The sequence below is a fragment of the Pseudooceanicola nanhaiensis DSM 18065 genome, from assembly GCF_000688295.1.
In the GTDB taxonomy this organism is placed as follows: Bacteria; Pseudomonadota; Alphaproteobacteria; order Rhodobacterales; family Rhodobacteraceae; genus Pseudooceanicola; species Pseudooceanicola nanhaiensis.
Genome location: NZ_JHZF01000015.1, coordinates 139,654 through 157,920, shown reverse-complemented (window position 1 = coordinate 157,920; position 18,267 = coordinate 139,654). Strand labels below are relative to the sequence as shown.

Annotated in this window: 9 protein-coding genes; 4 read left to right on the top strand and 5 right to left on the bottom strand. The window is 69.6% G+C overall.

Annotation, left to right across the window (positions count from 1 at the left end):
• Positions 1-44: 44 nt before the first annotated feature.
• Entirely contained in the window at positions 45-3,812 is a 3,768-nt protein-coding gene (gene metH, locus Q344_RS0119030; RefSeq protein ID WP_028288172.1) for a methionine synthase, read from the bottom strand.
• Positions 3,813-4,312: 500 nt separating this feature from the next.
• On the opposite strand from metH, the gene Q344_RS0119025 reads away from it, so the two are divergent.
• Genes Q344_RS0119025 through arsJ form a run of 3 tightly spaced genes read left to right on the top strand, consistent with a single transcriptional unit; the run spans position 4,313 to position 7,415 of the window.
• Complete coding sequence (locus Q344_RS0119025; protein WP_028288171.1) at positions 4,313-5,149, top strand: arsenate reductase/protein-tyrosine-phosphatase family protein; 837 nt, start codon at positions 4,313-4,315, stop codon at positions 5,147-5,149.
• Positions 5,146-6,144, top strand: coding sequence for an ArsJ-associated glyceraldehyde-3-phosphate dehydrogenase (locus Q344_RS0119020; RefSeq protein WP_028288170.1), 999 nt, complete (start codon positions 5,146-5,148; stop codon positions 6,142-6,144). The genes Q344_RS0119025 and Q344_RS0119020 overlap by 4 nt, the downstream gene beginning before the upstream one ends.
• Complete coding sequence (gene arsJ / locus Q344_RS0119015; protein ID WP_028288169.1) at positions 6,141-7,415, top strand: organoarsenical effux MFS transporter ArsJ; 1,275 nt, start codon at positions 6,141-6,143, stop codon at positions 7,413-7,415. Before Q344_RS0119020 ends, arsJ begins: the two co-directional genes overlap by 4 nt.
• A 4-nt stretch (positions 7,416-7,419) precedes the next feature.
• Here arsJ and Q344_RS24475 read toward each other — a convergent pair whose 3' ends face one another.
• From Q344_RS24475 to aepX, 3 genes are read right to left on the bottom strand one after another with little or no spacing between them, the layout of a single operon-like run.
• Positions 7,420-8,526 (bottom strand): 2-aminoethylphosphonate--pyruvate transaminase, encoded by a 1,107-nt coding sequence (locus tag Q344_RS24475; protein ID WP_036539984.1) that lies wholly within the window; start codon positions 8,524-8,526, stop codon positions 7,420-7,422.
• 2 nt (positions 8,527-8,528) lie between these two features.
• On the bottom strand, positions 8,529-9,668 hold the full coding sequence (gene aepY, locus Q344_RS0119005) for a phosphonopyruvate decarboxylase (protein ID WP_051630859.1): 1,140 nt from the start codon (positions 9,666-9,668) through the stop codon (positions 8,529-8,531).
• A complete protein-coding gene (gene aepX, locus Q344_RS0119000) occupies positions 9,665-10,537 on the bottom strand; it encodes a phosphoenolpyruvate mutase (RefSeq protein WP_036540049.1) in 873 nt (290 codons plus the stop codon). Before aepX ends, aepY begins: the two co-directional genes overlap by 4 nt.
• Positions 10,538-10,893: 356 nt before the next feature.
• Between aepX and Q344_RS24470 the strand changes: the two genes are divergently transcribed.
• Complete coding sequence (locus Q344_RS24470) at positions 10,894-15,390, top strand: hypothetical protein (RefSeq protein WP_036539983.1); 4,497 nt, start codon at positions 10,894-10,896, stop codon at positions 15,388-15,390.
• Between the two features lie 282 nt (positions 15,391-15,672).
• Here Q344_RS24470 and katG read toward each other — a convergent pair whose 3' ends face one another.
• Positions 15,673-17,898, bottom strand: a complete 2,226-nt coding sequence (gene katG, locus Q344_RS0118990; protein WP_028288166.1) for a catalase/peroxidase HPI — start codon at positions 17,896-17,898, stop codon at positions 15,673-15,675.
• Positions 17,899-18,267 lie beyond the last annotated feature (369 nt).

The following is an 18,267-nucleotide window of genomic DNA, read 5'->3' as shown; positions in this document are numbered from 1 at the left end:
GCGGCGCGGGCCAAGGAGCTCCAGGGTCCTGCGCCGCCCGCCCCCTATTCCGCCGCCATCCCCCGCGTGCCGCCGGGGATGTAGTTGAGGATCGGGCCCAGCCAGCGCTCGACCTCCTCGATCGCCATGCCCTTGCGGGCGGCGTAATCCTCCACCTGGTCGCGTTCGACCTTCGCCACCCCGAAGTAATAGGCCCCCGGGTTGCCCAGGAAGAGCCCCGAGACCGAGGATCCGGGCCACATCGCATAGCTCTCGGTCAGCTCCACCCCCGTCGCCTCGGTCGCGTCCAGCAGACGGAACAGCGTCGATTTCTCGGTGTGGTCAGGCTGGGCCGGGTAGCCCGGCGCGGGGCGGATGCCGTCGTAGCCTTCGGCGATCAGCTCGGCGCAGCTCAGCGCCTCGTCCGGGGCGTAACCCCAGAACTCGGTGCGCACCCTCTCGTGCAGGCGTTCCGCCATCGCCTCGGCGAAGCGGTCGGCCAGCGCCTTGACGAGGATCGAGGAGTAATCGTCGTTCTTCTTCTCGAAGGCCTCGGCGATGGCGATCTCCTCGACCCCCGCGGTCACCACGAAGCCGCCGATGTAATCCGGCGTGCCGGGCTGCGCGACGAAATCCGACAGCGCGACGTTCGGCCGGTCGCCGCGCTTCGCGGTCTGCTGGCGCAGGGTGTAGAAGGTGTCGAGCACCTCGGCGCGGTCCTCGCCGGTGTAGAGGTGGATGTCGTCCCCCTGGGCATTCGCGGGCCAGAGGCCGACGACGGCGCGGGGCCGGAACCAGGCCTCGTCGATGATCCGTTTCAGCATCGCCTGCGCGTCGTCGAAGAGCGCACGGGCGGCCGCGCCCTGTTTCTCGTCGTCGAGGATCTTCGGGTAGACGCCCTTCATCTCCCAGGTCTGGAAGAAGGGCGTCCAGTCGATGTAGCGGGCGAGCTCTGCAAGGTCCCAGTCCTCGATCACCCTGGTGCCCAGGAAGCGCGGCGCCGGCGTGCCGGGCGCCTCGAGCTTCAGCGCGTTTGCCCGCGCATCGCCGAGCGGCAGCCGCTTCTTGGCCAGCTCCGCCCGCATGTGCTTGTCGGCCACGTCGGCGTATTCCGCCTGCACCCGGGCGACGTAATCGGGCTTCTGGGCCGCCGAGAGCAGCGAGGAGACGACCCCGACCGCCCGGCTCGCATCGTTGACGTGGATCGCCTGACCCCTGCCGTAGCGGGGATGGATCTTCACCGCCGTGTGCACCCGGCTGGTCGTCGCCCCGCCGATCAGCAGCGGCACGTCGAAGCCCTGCCGCTCCATCTCGGCGGCGACATGGACCATCTCGTCGAGCGAGGGCGTGATGAGACCGGAGAGGCCGATCACGTCGACATTGTGCTCCTTCGCGGTCGCGAGGATCTTCTCCGCCGGGACCATGACGCCCAGGTCGATGATCTCGTAATTGTTGCAGGCCAGCACGACGCCGACGATGTTCTTGCCGATGTCGTGCACATCGCCCTTCACGGTGGCCATCAGGACGGTCCCGTTGGTGTCCTTGCCGCCGCCGCCGTTGAGCCGCTTCTCCTCCTCCATGTAGGGCAGGAGCACCGCCACCGCCTGCTTCATCACGCGGGCGGATTTCACCACCTGCGGCAGGAACATCTTGCCCGCGCCGAAGAGGTCGCCCACCACGTTCATCCCGGCCATCAGGGGGCCTTCGATCACGTGCAGCGGACGCTCCGCCGCGAGCCGCGCCTCCTCGGTATCGGCGTCGATGAATTCGGTGATGCCGTTGACCAGCGCGTGTTCCAACCGCTTCTCGACCGGAAGCTCGCGCCAGGACATGTCCTTCTCGCGCCCCTTGGCGCCGCCCTGCCCGCGGTATTGCTCGGCGATCTCGAGCATGTTCTCGGTGGCGTTGCCGCCGTTCGCGGGCGTGCGGTTCAGCACCACGTCCTCGCAGGCCTCGAGCAGCTCCGCGTCGATCTGGTCGTAGACGGCAAGCTGGCCCGCGTTCACGATCCCCATGTCCATGCCGGCCTGGATCGCGTGGTAGAGGAACACCGCGTGCATCGCCTCGCGCACCGGCTCGTTGCCGCGGAAGCTGAACGAGAGGTTCGAGACGCCGCCCGAGATGTGCACATGCGGGCAGGTTCCGGTGATCCGGCGGGTCGCCTCGATGAAGTCGAGCCCGTAATTGTCGTGCTCCTCGATCCCCGTCGCCACGGCGAAGACGTTCGGATCGAAGATGATGTCCTCGGGCGGGAAGCCGACCTCTTCGGTCAGCAGCCTGTAGGCCCGCTGGCAGATCTCGACCTTGCGGTCCGCGGTGTCGGCCTGGCCCTGTTCGTCGAAGGCCATGACCACGACGGCCGCCCCGTAGGCGCGGCAGAGGCGGGCCTGGTGCAGGAACTGCGCCTCGCCCTCCTTCATCGAGATCGAGTTCACGATCGCCTTGCCCTGCACGCATTTCAGCCCGGCCTCGATCACCTCCCACTTGGAGCTGTCGATCATGATCGGGACGCGGGCGATGTCGGGCTCTGCGGCGATCAGGTTGAGGAAGTCGATCATCGCCTGTTTCGAGTCGATCAGCCCCTCGTCCATGTTGATGTCGATCACCTGCGCGCCGTTCTCGACCTGCTGGAGCGCGACCTCGAGCGCGGCGGTGTAATCGGCGTTGGTGATGAGCTTGCGGAACCTGGCGGAGCCCGTGACGTTCGTCCGCTCGCCCACGTTCACGAAGGGGATATCCCCGGTCAGCGTGAAGGGCTCGAGCCCCGAGAGCCGCATCAGCGGTGCCCTCTCCGGAACCTCGCGCGGGGCGATGCCTTCAACCGCCTGGGCAATCGCCCGGATATGGTCGTAGGTCGAGCCGCAGCAGCCGCCGACGATGTTCACGAGCCCGTCCCGCGCGAAGCCCGCGATCTGGGCGGCCATCGCCTCGGGGCTCTCGTCGTATTCGCCCATCTCGTTGGGCAGGCCCGCGTTCGGATAGGCGCAGATCAGCGTGTCCGCGACGGTCGAGAGCTCCGCGATATGCCCCCGCATCGCCTCGGCCCCGAGGGCGCAGTTGAGTCCCACGGTCAGCGGCGCGGCATGGCGGACCGAGTGCCAGAAGGCGGTCGGGGTCTGGCCCGACAGCGTCCGGCCGGAGAGGTCGGTGATCGTGCCCGAGATCATCACCGGCAGACGCTCGCCGCGTTCGGCGAAGACTTCCTCGCAGGCGAAGATCGCGGCCTTGGCGTTCAGCGTGTCGAAGATCGTCTCGATCAGCAGCAGGTCCGCGCCGCCCTCGATCAGCGCGCGGGCCTGTTCGGCATAGGCGATCCGAAGCTGGTCGAAGGTCACGGCCCGGTAGCCCGGGTTGTTCACGTCCGGGCTGATCGAGGCCGTCCGGTTCGTCGGCCCGAGCGCGCCCGCGACATAGCGGCGGCGCCCGTCCTCGGCCTCGGCCCGGTCCATGGCCGCCCTGGCCAGCCGCGCGCCCTCGAAATTCAGGTCGCGGACGGCGGCTTCGAGTCCATAGTCGGCCTGCGCGATGGTGGTGGACGAGAAGGTGTTCGTCTCGACGATATCCGCCCCCGCCATGGCGTAGAGATAGTGGATCTCCTCGATCGCGTCGGGCTGGGTCAGGTTCAGCAGGTCGTTGTTGCCCTGCTGCGGCTTCTCGCCATGCAGGTGATGGCAGGGGCAATGGCCGCCGTGGCCGCCGTGGAAATCGTCCTCCGACAGGCCCAGCTGCTGGATCTGGGTCCCCATGGCGCCGTCGAGGACGAGGATACGCGCCCGCGCGGCCTCGGCCAGTTGCTCGAAGATCGGGCTGCGCACGGGGGGTCTGGACGTCATTGTACCTGTCAATCTCTCTGGGTGTCGGACCGCGGAGTGATACAGGGTCCGAAGACCACAATCCAATTCATATCCGTCAATGACGTTATGAGTTTGCCTCACATTCATGGAACCGTCCTGACAGCGTTTCCCCGGATGCGCTCTGCCAGCCGGCCTTCAGACGGATTCCTCCCCACATCCGGGAAGATCGAGGCATGCGGGCAAGCCCTTGGCTTCATGCGAGATCCGGAGTCCGGGCCCGCAATCCGAGTAATTTTGTCAAGTATATGTTTTCATTGCCTTTCTTGACCTCGCGCAGCGCATTCGCTAGATGACGCTCAGGACACGCAAGCCAGCATCAGCCAGCCAGCCCGTCCCCGGATATGCCGCCACCCAGCCCGCATCGCGCGCAAGGCAGCCCCCCCTCGCCAGCCAGCCAGTCCCAGCCAGCTCGTCAGGCCTCCGCCGTGTCATCGGCGGATTTCGCTTGCCTCGCAAATTATATCCATTATTCACGAAATATGGATACGAATCACGTCACCCGACTCGCCGCGCTCGCGCATCCGCAGCGGCTTGCGCTCTTCCGGCTGCTCATGCGGCGCTATCCCGATGCCGTGGCGGCCGGGGAGCTGGCCGAGGCGCTGGACGTGCGCCAGAACACCCTCTCCGCCTACCTGTCATCGCTGCGTCATGCCGATCTCATAGAGCAGACGCGGGTTGGCCGCTCGCTGATGTACCGCGTCGACATGTCGAACACCTCGGGGCTGATGGCCTTCCTGCTCGAGGATTGCTGCCGCGGCCGTCCCGATCTGTGCGCCCCGCCCGCCGCGCGCCCCCGAAAGGACACCGCCATGCCCGAACGCAAGCTGAACGTGCTCTTCATCTGCACCGGCAATTCCGCCCGGTCGATCTTTGGCGAATCCCTGCTGCGCAGCATCGCCGGGGACCGGTTCAACGCCTATTCGGCCGGGACGCGCCCCTATTCCGAGCTGAACCCCCATGCGGTCGAGCTCCTCAACGACAAGGGCCATGACATCGCGCCGCTCCGCGCCAAGACGGTGGCCGAGTTCCAGGGGCCGGACGCGCCGCTTCTGGACTTCGTCTTCACCGTCTGCGACCGCGCCGCGAACGAGGAATGTCCGCCCTGGCCCGGCCAGCCGATCAGCGCGCACTGGGGCCTGCCCGACCCGGTGAAGGCCGAGGGCACCGAGGCCGAGAAACACCTTGCCTTCCAGCAGGCCTATGCCGCGCTGAAGAACCGCATCACCGCCTTCGCGGCGCTTCCCTTCGACAGCCTCGACCGGGCGTCGCTGCAATACCGGCTCGACGATCTGGCACGGGACATGGAGACCCTATGACCACCTACGCACTGAACGGCCTTGGCCGGATGGGCAAGCTCGCCCTGCGCCCGCTGCTGGAAAGCGGCGCCGAGATCGCATGGATCAACGACGCCACCGGCGATCCGGACATGCACGCGCTGCTTCTGGAATTCGACAGCGTCCACGGGCGCTGGCCCGCCGCCTTCGACTGGGACGACAGCTCGGTGACCATCGACGGGACGCGGCTGCCCTTCATCGGCACATCGGACCTGACCGCGCTGCCGCTCGAGGGCGTGGACGTGGTGATCGACTGCACCGGCAAGTTCAAGACCGAGGCAAGGCTCGCCCCCTATTTCGAGGCCGGGGTGAAGAAGGTCGTCGTCTCGGCCCCCGTCAAGGACGGAGGCGCGGCGAACATCGTCATGGGCGTGAACGATCCGAGCTACGATCCGGCGCAGCACCGCATCGTCACCGCGGCAAGCTGCACGACGAACTGCCTCGCGCCCGTGGTGAAGGTGATCCACGAAGGGCTGGGCATCAGGCACGGCTCGATGACCACGATCCACGACGTGACCAACACCCAGACCATCGTGGACCGGCCCGCGAAGGATCCGCGCCGGGCCCGCTCCGCGCTCAACTCCCTGATCCCGACGACGACAGGCTCGGCCACCGCGATCACGCTGATCTATCCGGAGCTCAAGGGGCGGCTGAACGGCCATGCCGTGCGCGTCCCGCTGCTGAATGCCTCGCTCACCGACTGCGTCTTCGAGGTGGAGCGCGAGACCACGGTCGAGGAGGTCAACGCCCTCTTCAAGGCCGCCGCGGAAGGCCCGCTGAAGGACATCCTCGGCTACGAGGAGCGCCCGCTCGTCTCGGCCGATTACGTGAACGACACGCGGTCCTCCATCGTGGACGCGCTCTCCACGATGGTCGTCAACGGCACGCAGGTGAAGATCTACGCGTGGTACGACAACGAGATGGGCTATGCGCATCGTCTGGTCGACGTCGCCCGGATGGTCGGGGCGTCCCTGTGACAGCTGCCGGCCGCCCCGAGGGTCTTTCGGCCTATATCGCCGTCACGGCGGCCTACTGGGCCTTCATGCTGACCGACGGGGCGCTCAGGATGCTGGTGCTGCTGCAGTTCCACATGCTGGGCTTCTCGCCGGTGCAGCTCGCCTACCTGTTCCTGCTCTACGAATTCGCGGGGATGGTGACGAACCTCTCCGCGGGCTGGATCGCGGCGCGGTTCGGGCTGACCTCGACGCTCTACGCGGGGCTGGGGATACAGGTCGTGGCCTTGCTGGCGCTCGCGATGCTGGATCCGGGATGGGCGCTGTGGAGTTCGGTGGTCTACGTGATGGCCGTGCAGGGCGCCTCCGGCGTGGCGAAGGACCTCGCCAAGATGAGCGCGAAGAGCGCGGTGAAGGTGCTGGCGCCGTCGCAGGACGGCGGGCTCTTCCGCTGGGTCGCGGTGCTGACGGGATCGAAGAACGCGGTGAAGGGGCTCGGCTTCCTGCTGGGCGCCGTCCTGCTCGGGACGCTCGGCTTCGTGCCGGCGGTGCTCGCCATGGCGGGCGTGCTGGCACTGATCCTCCTGGCGGTGGCGTGGAAGATGCCGGGCGGGCTGCCGCAGGGGCGGAAGGGGGCGAAGTTCTCCGAGGTCTTCTCGAAGGATCGCAACATCAACTGGCTCTCGGCGGCGCGGCTTTTCCTGTTCGGCGCGCGGGACGTCTGGTTCGTCGTGGGGATCCCGATCTACTTCTACGCGGTCCTGTCGGACGGGACCGAGGCGGGCAACCGCGCGGCCTTCTTCACCATCGGGTCGTTCATGGCGCTCTGGACGATCCTCTACGGCGGGGTGCAGGCGCTGGCGCCGCGGCTCCTGCGCGCCGCCACCCGCCCGGAGGACGAACTGGTCGCCGAGGCGCGTCGCTGGGCGGGGATGCTCTTCGTCCTGCCCGCGCTGCTCGCCCTGACGGTCTGGGCGGCCGGCGCGCCCGCGCCCTGGCTGACGGTGACGCTGGTGGCGGGGCTTCTCGTCTTCGGCGCGGTCTTCGCGGTGAATTCCTCGCTCCATTCCTACCTGATCCTCGCCTTCTCCAGCTCGGCGCGGGTCACGATGGACGTGGGCTTCTACTACATGGCGAACGCGGCGGGGCGGCTTGCGGGCACGCTGCTCTCGGGCCTCACCTACCAGTGGGGCGGGCTGGCTGCCTGCCTCGGCACCGCGGCGCTGATGGTCGGGCTGAGCTGGCTCTGCGCCGGCAGGCTTCAGGCCCGCACGCCGCAAGCGGCGCGGGCCTGAGGGGTCACTCGGCGGCCTTCGGCGCCTTCATGTCCGCGATCGCCGCCTCGAAGGCGTCGAGCATCGCGTCGAACCCCTCGGGCGGGATGGCACCGATGCAGCCGATCCGGAAGGTCTCGGTCTGCGTCAGCTTGCCCGGGTAGATGCGGAAGCCCTGCGCCGCGAGCCGGTCGTAGAGCGACTTGAAGTCGAACCACGGCGCGTCGGGGCTGTCGAAGGTCAGGATGACCGAGGAGCGGAGCTCTGCGGGCAGCGTCGGCACGATCCCGAGCGCCTCCATCCGCGCCGTGACCTTGGCGGCATTGGCGCCGTAGAGCGCGCGGCGGCCCTCGGTCCCGCCGTCGGCGGCGTGTTCGGCGATGGCCCGGTGCAGGGCGGCGAGGATGTGGGTCGGGGGCGTGAACCGCCACTGGCCGTTGCTCTCGAAGCCACGCCACTGGTCGTGCAGGTCGAGCGAGACGGAGGGCGAATGCCCCGCGCAACGCTCCAGCAGCGCCTTTTCGGCGACGACGAAGCCGATCCCCGGCGTGCCGTGAAGCCCCTTGTTCGACGAGGCGATGACCGCCGCGCAGGGCAGCGTCCGGAGGTCGATGGCGTAGGCGCCGAAAGCGGCCATGGAATCGAGGATCAGCCGGCGGCCCGCCTCCGCCACGACCGATGCAATCTCTGGCAGCGGATTGAGCAGCCCCGTCGTCGTCTCCAGATGCACGACGGCGACCTGCGTGATCTCGGGGTTCGCCTCCAGATGCGCCTTCAGCCGTGCCGGGTCCACAGGCTCGGTATCGCCGAACGACAGCGGCTCGACCGCCTTGCCCATCCGGGCGGCGATCTTCTCGATCCGGCGGCCGTATTCGCCGTTGATCGCGACCAGCAGCCGGTCCCGGGGCCCGACGAGCGTCGCCAGCGCCGCCTCGACGGCGAAGGTGCCGGAGCCCTGCATCAGCACCGTCGTATGCGTCGCGCCCGCCCCGGCGATCGCGTCGATCCCCTCGCGGGTCTCGCGGGTCAGCCGGATGAAGGCGGCATCGCGGGAGCCCCAATCCTCCATCATCGCCTGCCGGACCGTCTCGGTCGTGGTCAGGGGGCCGGGGGTGAAGAGGTAACCGCTCATTCTCAGATCTCCTTGAACCCGAAGGCGCCGCGCAGCCGCGCCAGCACCTGAACGGGGGTCTTGTCGGGGCGCGGCAGGTCGTCCATCGAACCGGGCAGGATCGGCATGTGGATCAGGACCGGGCCCTTGCGGGGGGCGCTCAGCGCGTGGTCCAGCCCGGCGAGGTCCTCGACCCTGTAGGCCACGTCATAGCCGCAGGCCGCAGCGATCTCGGCGAAGGGCGCATTGAGCGAGATCGACGCCTGCCCGCCGGTGGAATCGTAGGTGCCATTGTCGAGCACGAGGTGGATCAGGTTCGCGCCGCCATAGGTCCCGATCCCCGCGAGCGCACCCAGGTGCATCAGCGCCGCCCCGTCGCCGTCGATCACCATCACCGGTGCGTCGGTCGACAGCGCCATGCCAAGCCCGATGGACGAGGCGAGGCCCATGGAGCCCACCACGTAGAGGTTCGTCTCCGCATCCTCGGTCGCGAAAAGCTCGCGGCCCGTCTTGCCGGTGGTGCAGAGCCGCACCGTCCCCCGGTCGCCCTTCGCGATGTGGCCCAGCACCTCGGCCCGGCTCAGGAGGCCGCCGCCGATCGAGAGGTCCTCGAACCGGCCCCGCGCCTTCCGGGCGACGGGCTTCTCGGCCGCGCTGATCTTGTCGAAGGTCTTGTCGGCGACCACGATGGCGACGCAGCGCCGTTCCGTCTCGATCCGCTCCAGCACCTGCGAAAGCTGCGCCAGCGCCTTCGCCTCGTCGGTGGACAGATCGACCCAGGGAATGTCCATCGCATCCAGCAGCGCATGGGTCGCCTGGCCCATCCGCTCGTGCTGCGGCTCGTCCTTCAGGCCGGGCTTGCCGCGCCACGAGGTCACCAGCAGCATCGGGAGCGCGAAGGGTTCGACCAGCGAGGTCAGCGGGTTCACCGCGTTCCCGAGGCCCGAGTTCTGCATCAGCACGACCGATTTCCGCCCGGCCATGACGGCGCCGGCGGCGGTCGCCACCGCCTGCCCCTCGTTCGTGGCGGCGATGTAATCGACCGCGTCCGAGGACAGGAAGAACTTCTGCAGCGCCCCGAGGCTGGAGCAGGGCACGCCCGCGGCAAAGCCGTAGCCCGCCGCGACCAGCGCCTGCCCCCAGCGTTCGGTCGAGACCGTCACGCGGAATACCGCTGCGCGAACTCCTCGAAGACGTTCTCTCCGGTCAGCTCGAACACGTCCTTGAGCGGCGCGACACGCTTCTCGACCGCGCTGATCGACTGCGTGCGGTAGATCTCGGCGCAGGTCTCCTCGATCGCGGTGATCGCGGCGCGCATCGCGTGGTTGGCCCAGATCGCGGCCGAGACGCCGAGGTCGCGGAACACGTCGACCGGCGTGTCGTGGTACTTCGTCGGCACGATCACGACCGGCGAACGGTTGTCCCACTGGCGGCAGAATTCCTCGATCTCGACGCTGTCGGATTTCTTGGAATGGATCAGGATCGCGTCCGCGCCCGCGTCCGTGTAGGCGCCGGCGCGGTCCAGCGCCTCCTGCATCGAGCGGCCGGCGATCAGCGCCTCGACCCGGGCCACGAAGCAGAAATCGGGATCGGTCTGGGCGTCCTTGCCCGCCTTGATCTTGGCCACGAAGTCCGGGATCGTCAGCAGCGCCTGGCCTTCGCCGAGGAAGGAGTTCTGCTTGGGGAAGAGCTTGTCCTCGATGCAGACACCCGCCACGTCGCGGTTGCAGAGCTTGCGGACCAGACGGGCCACGTTGTTGAAATCGCCGTAGCCGGTGTCGCCGTCCATCAGGATCGGCACGTCCGTCGCATCGGACATGAATTCGACCGCCTCGAGGACCTGCGTCCAGCTGGCCTCGTTCCGGTCGCGAAGGCCGAAGGCCGTCGAGATCGACAGGCCCGAGGCCCAGATCGCCTCGAACCCGGTGCGTTCCGCGATCTTGGCGCTCATCCCGTTGTGCGCCTCCATCAGGAAGGTGAGGTCCGGAGATTGGACAAGCTGCTTCAGCTTGCGCGCTTTGGTGGTGCTCATGATGCTCCCGCCGTCATTTCTGTTCTTCATCCGCCGCGCGGGCGGCTCTTGGGCACCGTCCGGGGCACGCAACGCCGGGACCGCGGATGACCGCTCCCGCGGCGGAAAACCCCGCCCGGTTGCGCCTCGTGCCGCCCGGTTCTTGCGCCGGATGCGGACCTGCCATCGTCCCGCGGCCTCGACCGGCGCGCGTTTCATCGGTGCTCTTTAAAGGATTTGTAACGGGCACGGAAGCGGCGCGGCGGTCCTGTCGCGGAAAAAAGGCCGGCTTTCCGCCCGCGACCTCACGGCCGCGAGGCATGACAGCCGGTCGGCCGGTTGCTAGGCTGCCGCGCGTCACGATGCAGGAAGACCCGATGACCCGACGCCCCGCCCTGCCCGGCGCCCTTGCACGCCTTTCCCTCCTGCTCCTCGTGCATGCCGCGCCGCTTGCGGCGCAGACGCCCGAGCTTTCGCTCGACACGCTCGGGCGCGAGAGTGTTTCAATGGATTTCAGCCCCGACGGAGAGCGCCTCGCCGAGGCGGCGCTGGACCGTGTCGCGGTCCGCGACCTCGCCACCGGAGAGGTGATCTTCGAGGCCGTGCTCGATGACCTGGCGACCGACGTGACCTTCGGCGCCTCGCCGGACGAGATCGCGGTCGCGATGCGGGACGCGGGCGCCCGCCGGTTCGACCTGTCGGACAGCGCCCGGCCGGAGAGGGCACATCTGCCCGGCACCTGGACCTCGATCGACGCGGACGGCGCCGGCGGCGTCTTCGGCGAAGACGGGGCCTACGAACTGACCGCCGCTGCGCCTGGACATGCGCCCGTCACGCTGGACGCAAGCCAGCATGTCCCCGTGGTGATCGACACCGGACAGACGACCTATTTCCTCGCGGAATGGCGGCTGTCGGTCCCGGATGTGGGAACGCTCGGCGACACACCGCCCCCCGGTGCCACCACCCAGACCGCGGCGCTGCTCTACCGCAACCAGCAGGACGGCAGCTTCGCCTTCGCCTATTACGATTTCGGCCGCCGCAGCTCACTGCGCTCCGGCGCATTGCCCGCCGGGGCCGCGCCGCAGCTGAAGGATTTCCGCGAGACCCCGGCCGGGCCGCGCCTCGTGCTTTGGGTGACGACGGACAGCGGCGAGCGGGTGGTGGTCTACGATCCCGCCGCAGATACCGCCCGGCTGGCGATCGACCTCGATCCCGGCCGCTATCGCCGCCATGCCGCGGCGACGCTCACCCGCTCGGGGACCGGGCTCGCGTTGCAGCGCCTCGACGGCGGGATCGACCTCTTCGCCACCGAAGACGCCACCGCGCCGCTCGTTCCGCCACGGGCGCGCGTGACCGCCCCGGCGATCGCCCTGTCGCAGGGCCATGCCGCCACCATCCTCGACATCGCCGTCGCGCCGCAGGGCGACGTGCTGGCCACGGTCGGCTTCGACGGCCGCGTCCATCTCTGGGACGCCCGCAGCACGCGCCAGCTGCGCAGCCTGGCCGAGGGCGACAGCATCGAAGCCGCGGGCTTCTCTCCGGACGGGCAGAGCCTGATGACCTTCGGCTTCGAACAGACCCTGTGGAACGTCGCGGACGGGCGTAGGCTGCTGTCGATTTCCGCCCCGAACCGCACGCTCGGCACATGGCTCGGCGACAGCGGCGAGATCCTTCTGTGCGACACGGCCGCCTGCGCCCGGGGCAGGCCCGAGGATTTCGTCACGCGGAGCGTCCCCTCGACCGACCTGCCCGAGCCGGTGACCAACGCGACGCTCCGCGGCACGGCCGCCTCGCCCGACGGATCCCGCGCCGCGTTCCTTCTGGCGGGCGGACGGTTCCTCCTGATCGATACCGCGACGATGCGCTATTCCATGCACGAGATCGGCCAGCCCGCGGAAGCCCTCGCGCTGACCGACACCGGGCTCGCCGTCGCCGGAACGCAGGCGGGCGTGGCCGTCCTCTACGATCTGTCCGAGGCGCGGGTCCGCCGCCAGCTCAAGGTGACGGACGCACCGATCGCGCGCATCACCCCGGTGGAGGGCGGGACAGTTCTGCTTTCGGTGCATGGGGCGCAGCGGATGGAAGGCCCCGACACCCCGCCGCGCCGGATCACGCTCGACACGGAGACCGGGCGCTCCGCCGCGCTGCCGCCGATCCCCGCCGCGCCCGGCACCGGGAACGCGGGGCCGGTGGCCTTCGCGCCCGCGACCGGCCGGCTCCATACCGTGGCGCAGACCGGCGCCCGCATGGACATGCCGCCGCAGATCGCCACCTTTTCCCTGCCCGACCGCCGGCTCGAGGCGGTCACACGGCCGGCGGCCGTGGCGCCCGCGCATATCGCCTTCTCGGCGGATGGCGGAATGCTCTACGTCGACGGGCCGAACCGGGCGGTGCATTGGGACATGGCCGCGGGCAAGGCCGTCCGGACGCGCCCCGGAGGCTACCGCGCGCAGACGATCCCGGCGGGCGACGGGGCGGTCTACCTCGGACAGGAGGGCGAGCGGGACGACCGCCCCTTCTTCGCCAGCCGCCGTCAGGGGGAACGCGCTCTGGCGGCCGAGGTGCTGCCGGGCGGCTACGGCAGCGTCGTATCTCCGCAGGTGACCAACGGGCGGACCTTCCTGCTGCACATCATGCAGGAGGACGGCGTTCATTTCGCGCGCTTCGACCTCGCCGCCGTCGCCGCCGGAGCGACCGAGCCCGAGGCGCGCTTCTCGCTCCCCGGCCCGCCCGACTACGGCGAGGCGTTCATGCTTTCCCCGGACGGCACGCTCCTGCTCGGCCACAGCCGGGGGCGCCTGCGCGCGGCCGACGCCCGGACGGGCGCGGCGCTCTGGACCGCCAGCTTCAAGGACAATCCGGAGCAACTGGGGTTCTCGGCCGACGGGGGCACGCTCTTCGTGACCACCGACAGCTTCCACACGTCGCTCTTCCTCGTGGACACTGCCAGCGGGGCGACGACCCCGGCCCCCGCCCTCGCCAACGACCCGGATCTCTCCGCCCTGCTCGCGCTCGACCGCAGCGGCGTCGCCCTCCCGCTCGCGCATGACGGCCGCAACCGGATCGTGGAGCTCGACACCGCGGGCCGGCTGACCGGCCACGGCACCGCCAGCGTGGGCGCGGCGCCGGAACGCGCCCGGCTCGACGACGATCACCGCCGGGTGCTGCTGATCGACGCGCAGGGCCCGCGGACCCTGCTCTGGGACCGGGCCGCAGAGACGATCACCCGGCTGGACAGCGTGCCGGTCGGGCCCGAAGGCGTCGCCTTCTCGCCGGACGGCGGCCTGCTCGCGGTGGCCGAGACCTCGGGCCTCGTCAGCCTCTGGCGCGGCGACGGGGCAGAGGTGGCGCGGCTTGCCATGTTCCCGGACGGGGGCTGGGCCGTCGTCGGCCCGGACGGGCGCTACGACAGTTCCGACCCGGGCGACATGCCCGCCCTCGGCTGGGTGCTGCCCGACGCCCCGCGCGAGGCCCTGCCGATCGAGCTGTTCTTCCGTGAATATTTCGAACCCGCGCTCCTGCCCCGCCTGCTCGCGGGCGAGACCTTCCAGACGCTGCCCCCGATCGAGGATCTGAACCGCGCGCAGCCGCTGGTCGCCTTCGACGCGATCACTCCCGATCCGGAGACGCCCGGCGCGCTCCGCGTCCGCCTGAGCCTGCGGGCGGGCGGCGCGGGCGAGGCGGCGGGCGGCGTCTCGGCCGTGAAGCTCTTCCGCGACGGGCAGCTCGTCGGCCAGACGGAGGGCGTCCTGATCCCCGCGGGCGACGCGGAGAGCGCGCGGAGCGTGACCTTCGGCGGCATCCTCGTCCCCGAGGGCGGCGCGCCCGTGGACTTCAGCGCCTACGGCTTCAACGCCGACGGCATCAAGAGCGCCACGATCCGCCGCCAGCACCGGCCCGATGCGGGCGCGGCGGCGCCGCGGACGGCCTATGTCATCTCGATCGGCGTCGACAGCCACGAGAACCCCTCCTGGGACCTCGGCTATGCCACCGCCGATGCCGCCCTCTCGGCCGAGGCGCTGGCGGGCCGGCTGGGTGCGGGCTTCGACCGGGTGGTCCCGGTGACGCTGCTTTCGTCCCGCCGCCTCGGCCGGGCCGAGGCCGACCGTGCCTCGATCGAGGCCGTCCTGCGCCGGCTCGCCGGGGACGCGGTGCCCGAAGCCGATCTCGCCCGTATCCCCGGAGCATCGGCGCTGGCGCAGGCGCGGCCGGACGATCTGGTCTACCTCTTCTTCGCCGGTCACGGGTTCGCCGCCCCCGACGGGCGCTTCCACCTCTTCCCGCAGGACATCGGCCCCGGCACGGGCCGGACGGTCGATGCGCGGCTCCTGTCCCGCACGCTCGACAGCGAGAGGCTCGCGCGGCTCTTCCGCCGGATCCAGGCCGAGGACCTGGTGCTCGTGATCGACGCCTGCAACTCCGCCGCCTCGGTCGAGGGGCTGGCGTTCAAGCCCGGCCCGATGGGCAGCCGCGGCCTTGGCCAGCTGGCCTATGACAAGGGGATGCGGGTGCTGACCGCCAGCCAGGCGGAGGGGGTCGCGCTGGAAAGCGCCGTGCTGCGCCACGGTGCGCTGAGCTACGCCATGTTCCGCGAGGGGATCGAGGACGGCGCCGCGGACAGGGCGCCCGAGGACGGCCGCCTCACCCTCGCCGAGATGCTGCATTTCGCCGAAGCCCGGGTGCCCGCGCTCTATGCCGAGATCACCGAGGGCAGTTTCACCCCGGCCACGCGGGGCGGGATCAACCTCGCCGTGGTGACCGGAGAGGCCGAGGCTCCGCGGCAGGACGCCTATTTGCAGCGGCCGTCGCTCTTCGACTTCCGCGACAGCAGGCGGGCGGAGGCGATCTACCTGGGCGGTGGCGGGCCGGACTAGCCGCGTTCCCCTCCCGCGCGGGGACCGCACAGGGGGATGGCGCGGCCTGACGATAATGCCTCGCGGCGAAAGGCGGCCACGGCGGCCTTTCGTGCGACAGCGGCGCCCGCGTCGTCAGCCCGACGCGCTCCGGTCAATCGCGGGTTCCTCTCCGGCACCCTGCGGGCGTTTTCCCGAGCCACGGGCACGACCGGGAACCGCCCGAACCGGAAACGCCCCCGCGGTTTCCCGCAGGGGCGCTCCCATCCATCGGAAAGCAGGGCGGGTCCCCCCGCCCCGGGCTTACGCCCGGGCCAGGTCGAACCGGTCCGCGTTCATCACCTTGGTCCAGGCCGCGACGAAGTCGGTCACGAACTTCTCCTTCGCGTCGTCGCAGGCATAGACCTCGGCCAGCGCACGGAGCTGGGAGTTCGAGCCGAACACCAGGTCCACCCGGGTCGCGGTCCACCTGGCCTCGCCGGTGCGCCGGTCGTTGCCCTCGAAGATGCCCTCCTCGCCTTCCTTGGCCTTCCACGCCGTGCCCATGTCGAGCAGGTTGACGAAGAAGTCGTTGGTGAGCCGGCCCGGCGTCTCGGTGAAGACACCGTGCCTGGTGTCGTCCGCATTGGTGTCGAGCACCCGCATCCCGGCGACGAGAACCGTCATCTCGGGCGCGGTCAGGGTCAGAAGCTGCGCGCGGTCCACCATCAGCGCCTCCACCGGCACGGTGAAGTCCACCTTCTTGAAGTTCCGGAAGGCGTCGACCTGCGGCTCGAGCGGTTCGAAGCTCTCGGCATCCGTCAGCTCGTCCGTGGTGTCGGTCCGGCCCGGCGCGAAGGGCACCTCGACGTCGAAGCCCGCGTCCTTCGCGGCCTTCTCGATGGCCGCGGAACCGCCCAGCACGATCAGGTCGGCGATGGAGACCTTCCTGGCCCCCTGCGCGTCGAACTCGGCCTTGATGGCTTCAAGCTTCTCCAGCACCCGCGCGAGCTGCGCCGGCTTGTTGACCTCCCAGTCCTTCTGCGGCGCCAGCCGGATGCGCGCACCGTTGGCGCCGCCCCGCTTGTCCGACCCGCGGAAGGTGGAGGCGGAGGCCCATGCGGTCTCGACCAGTTCGGAGACACTCAGGCCCGAGGCCAGCAGCTTTTCCTTCAGGGCGGCGATGTCGCCCGCATCGACGGTCTCGTAATCCGCCGCCGGCACCGGGTCCTGCCAGATCAGGTCCTCGGCGGGCACTTCCTTGCCGAGATAGCGGACCTTCGGCCCCATGTCCCGGTGGGTCAGCTTGAACCACGCCCGCGCGAAGGCATCGGCGAACTCGTCCGGGTTCTCGTAGAACCGGCGCGAGATCTTCTCGTACTCCGGGTCGAACCGCAGCGACAGGTCGGTGGTCAGCATGTTCGGCGTGCGGCGCTTGCCCGGCACGTGCGGGTCCTCGACGCTGTCGTCGAGCGCATGGCCCACGGGCTTCCACTGGTGCGCGCCGGCGGGGGATTTGGTCAGCTCCCACTCGTTCTCGAAGAGGTTGCGGAAGAAGCCCATGCCCCATTGGGTCGGCGTGGTCGTCCAGATCACCTCGAGCCCCGAGGTGAAGGTGTCGTTGCCGTGCAGCCCGTGCTTGTGCTTCCAGCCGAAGCCCTGCTCGGCGATGTCGGCGCCCTCGGGCTCGAAATCCACGTCGTCGGGATTGCCCATGCCGTGGGTCTTGCCGAAGGTGTGGCCGCCCGCGATCAGCGCGACGGTCTCCTCGTCGTTCATCGCCATCCGGCCGAAGGTCTCGCGGATGTCGGCGGCGGCGGCGACCGGGTCGGGGTTCCCGTCAGGCCCTTCCGGGTTCACGTAGATCAGGCCCATCTGCACCGCGGCCAGCGGGTTCTCGAGCGCGCGGCCCTCGGAATAGCGGCCGCCCGGCTTGTCCGAGGTGGCGAGCCATTCCTGCTCGGTCCCCCAGTAGACGTCCTCCTCGGGTTCCCAGATGTCCTCGCGCCCGCCACCGAAGCCGAAGGTCTTGAAGCCCATCGTCTCGAGCGCGACGTTGCCGGCGAGGATCATCAGGTCGGCCCAGCTCAGCGCCCGGCCGTATTTCTGCTTCACCGGCCACAGGAGCCGTCGCGCCTTGTCGAGGTTGGCGTTGTCGGGCCAGGAGTTCAGCGGCGCGAACCGCTGCGAGCCCGAGGTCGAGCCGCCGCGGCCGTCGCCCGTCCGGTAGGTTCCGGCCGAGTGCCACGCCATCCGGATCATGAAGGGCCCGTAATGGCCCCAATCCGCCGGCCACCATTCCTGGCTGTCGGTCATCACCTTGGCCAGGTCCGCCTTCACCGCGTCGAGATCGAGCGCCTTGAATGCCTCGGCGTAGTCAAAGCCGCGGTCCATCGGGTCGGAAAGCTCGGAGTTCTGCGTCAGGATCTTGAGGTTGAGCTGATCCGGCCACCAGTCCCGGTTGGTGCGGGCGCCGCCGCCATGCGTCAGGTGCTTGTGGCTGCCGTGGAACACCGGGCACTTGCCGGTTTCGGTATCGTTTCCGTCCATGGGGGTCTCCGTTCTTCGCTGCTTCACGTGGCTTCACTTCGGAAGGCCGGCCCTCGCCGCACCGGCCCGCGTCACATGCCCGGAAGCATGGACGCGGAGGGTGATACGAGGATGACACCGAGTCCTCCCTGCTTGCCTGCGGGTGTATCAGCCGCCAGTAATAGGGAAAAGTTGGAATATGTGATCGAATCCATAGGAACGGATTATCGACGCCGCGCGTGCCGCGCCCGATTTCCGGGCAGCCCGGGGGTTCGATGGCGCGCCCGGCGCGGATTCGCTTGAGCGACGCGCCCCCGCTCCGGTAGTTTCGGGCCAGAGGGCGGCAACGGCGCCGCCTGCCCCACCCCGGGACGATGAGCGAAGCTGCTC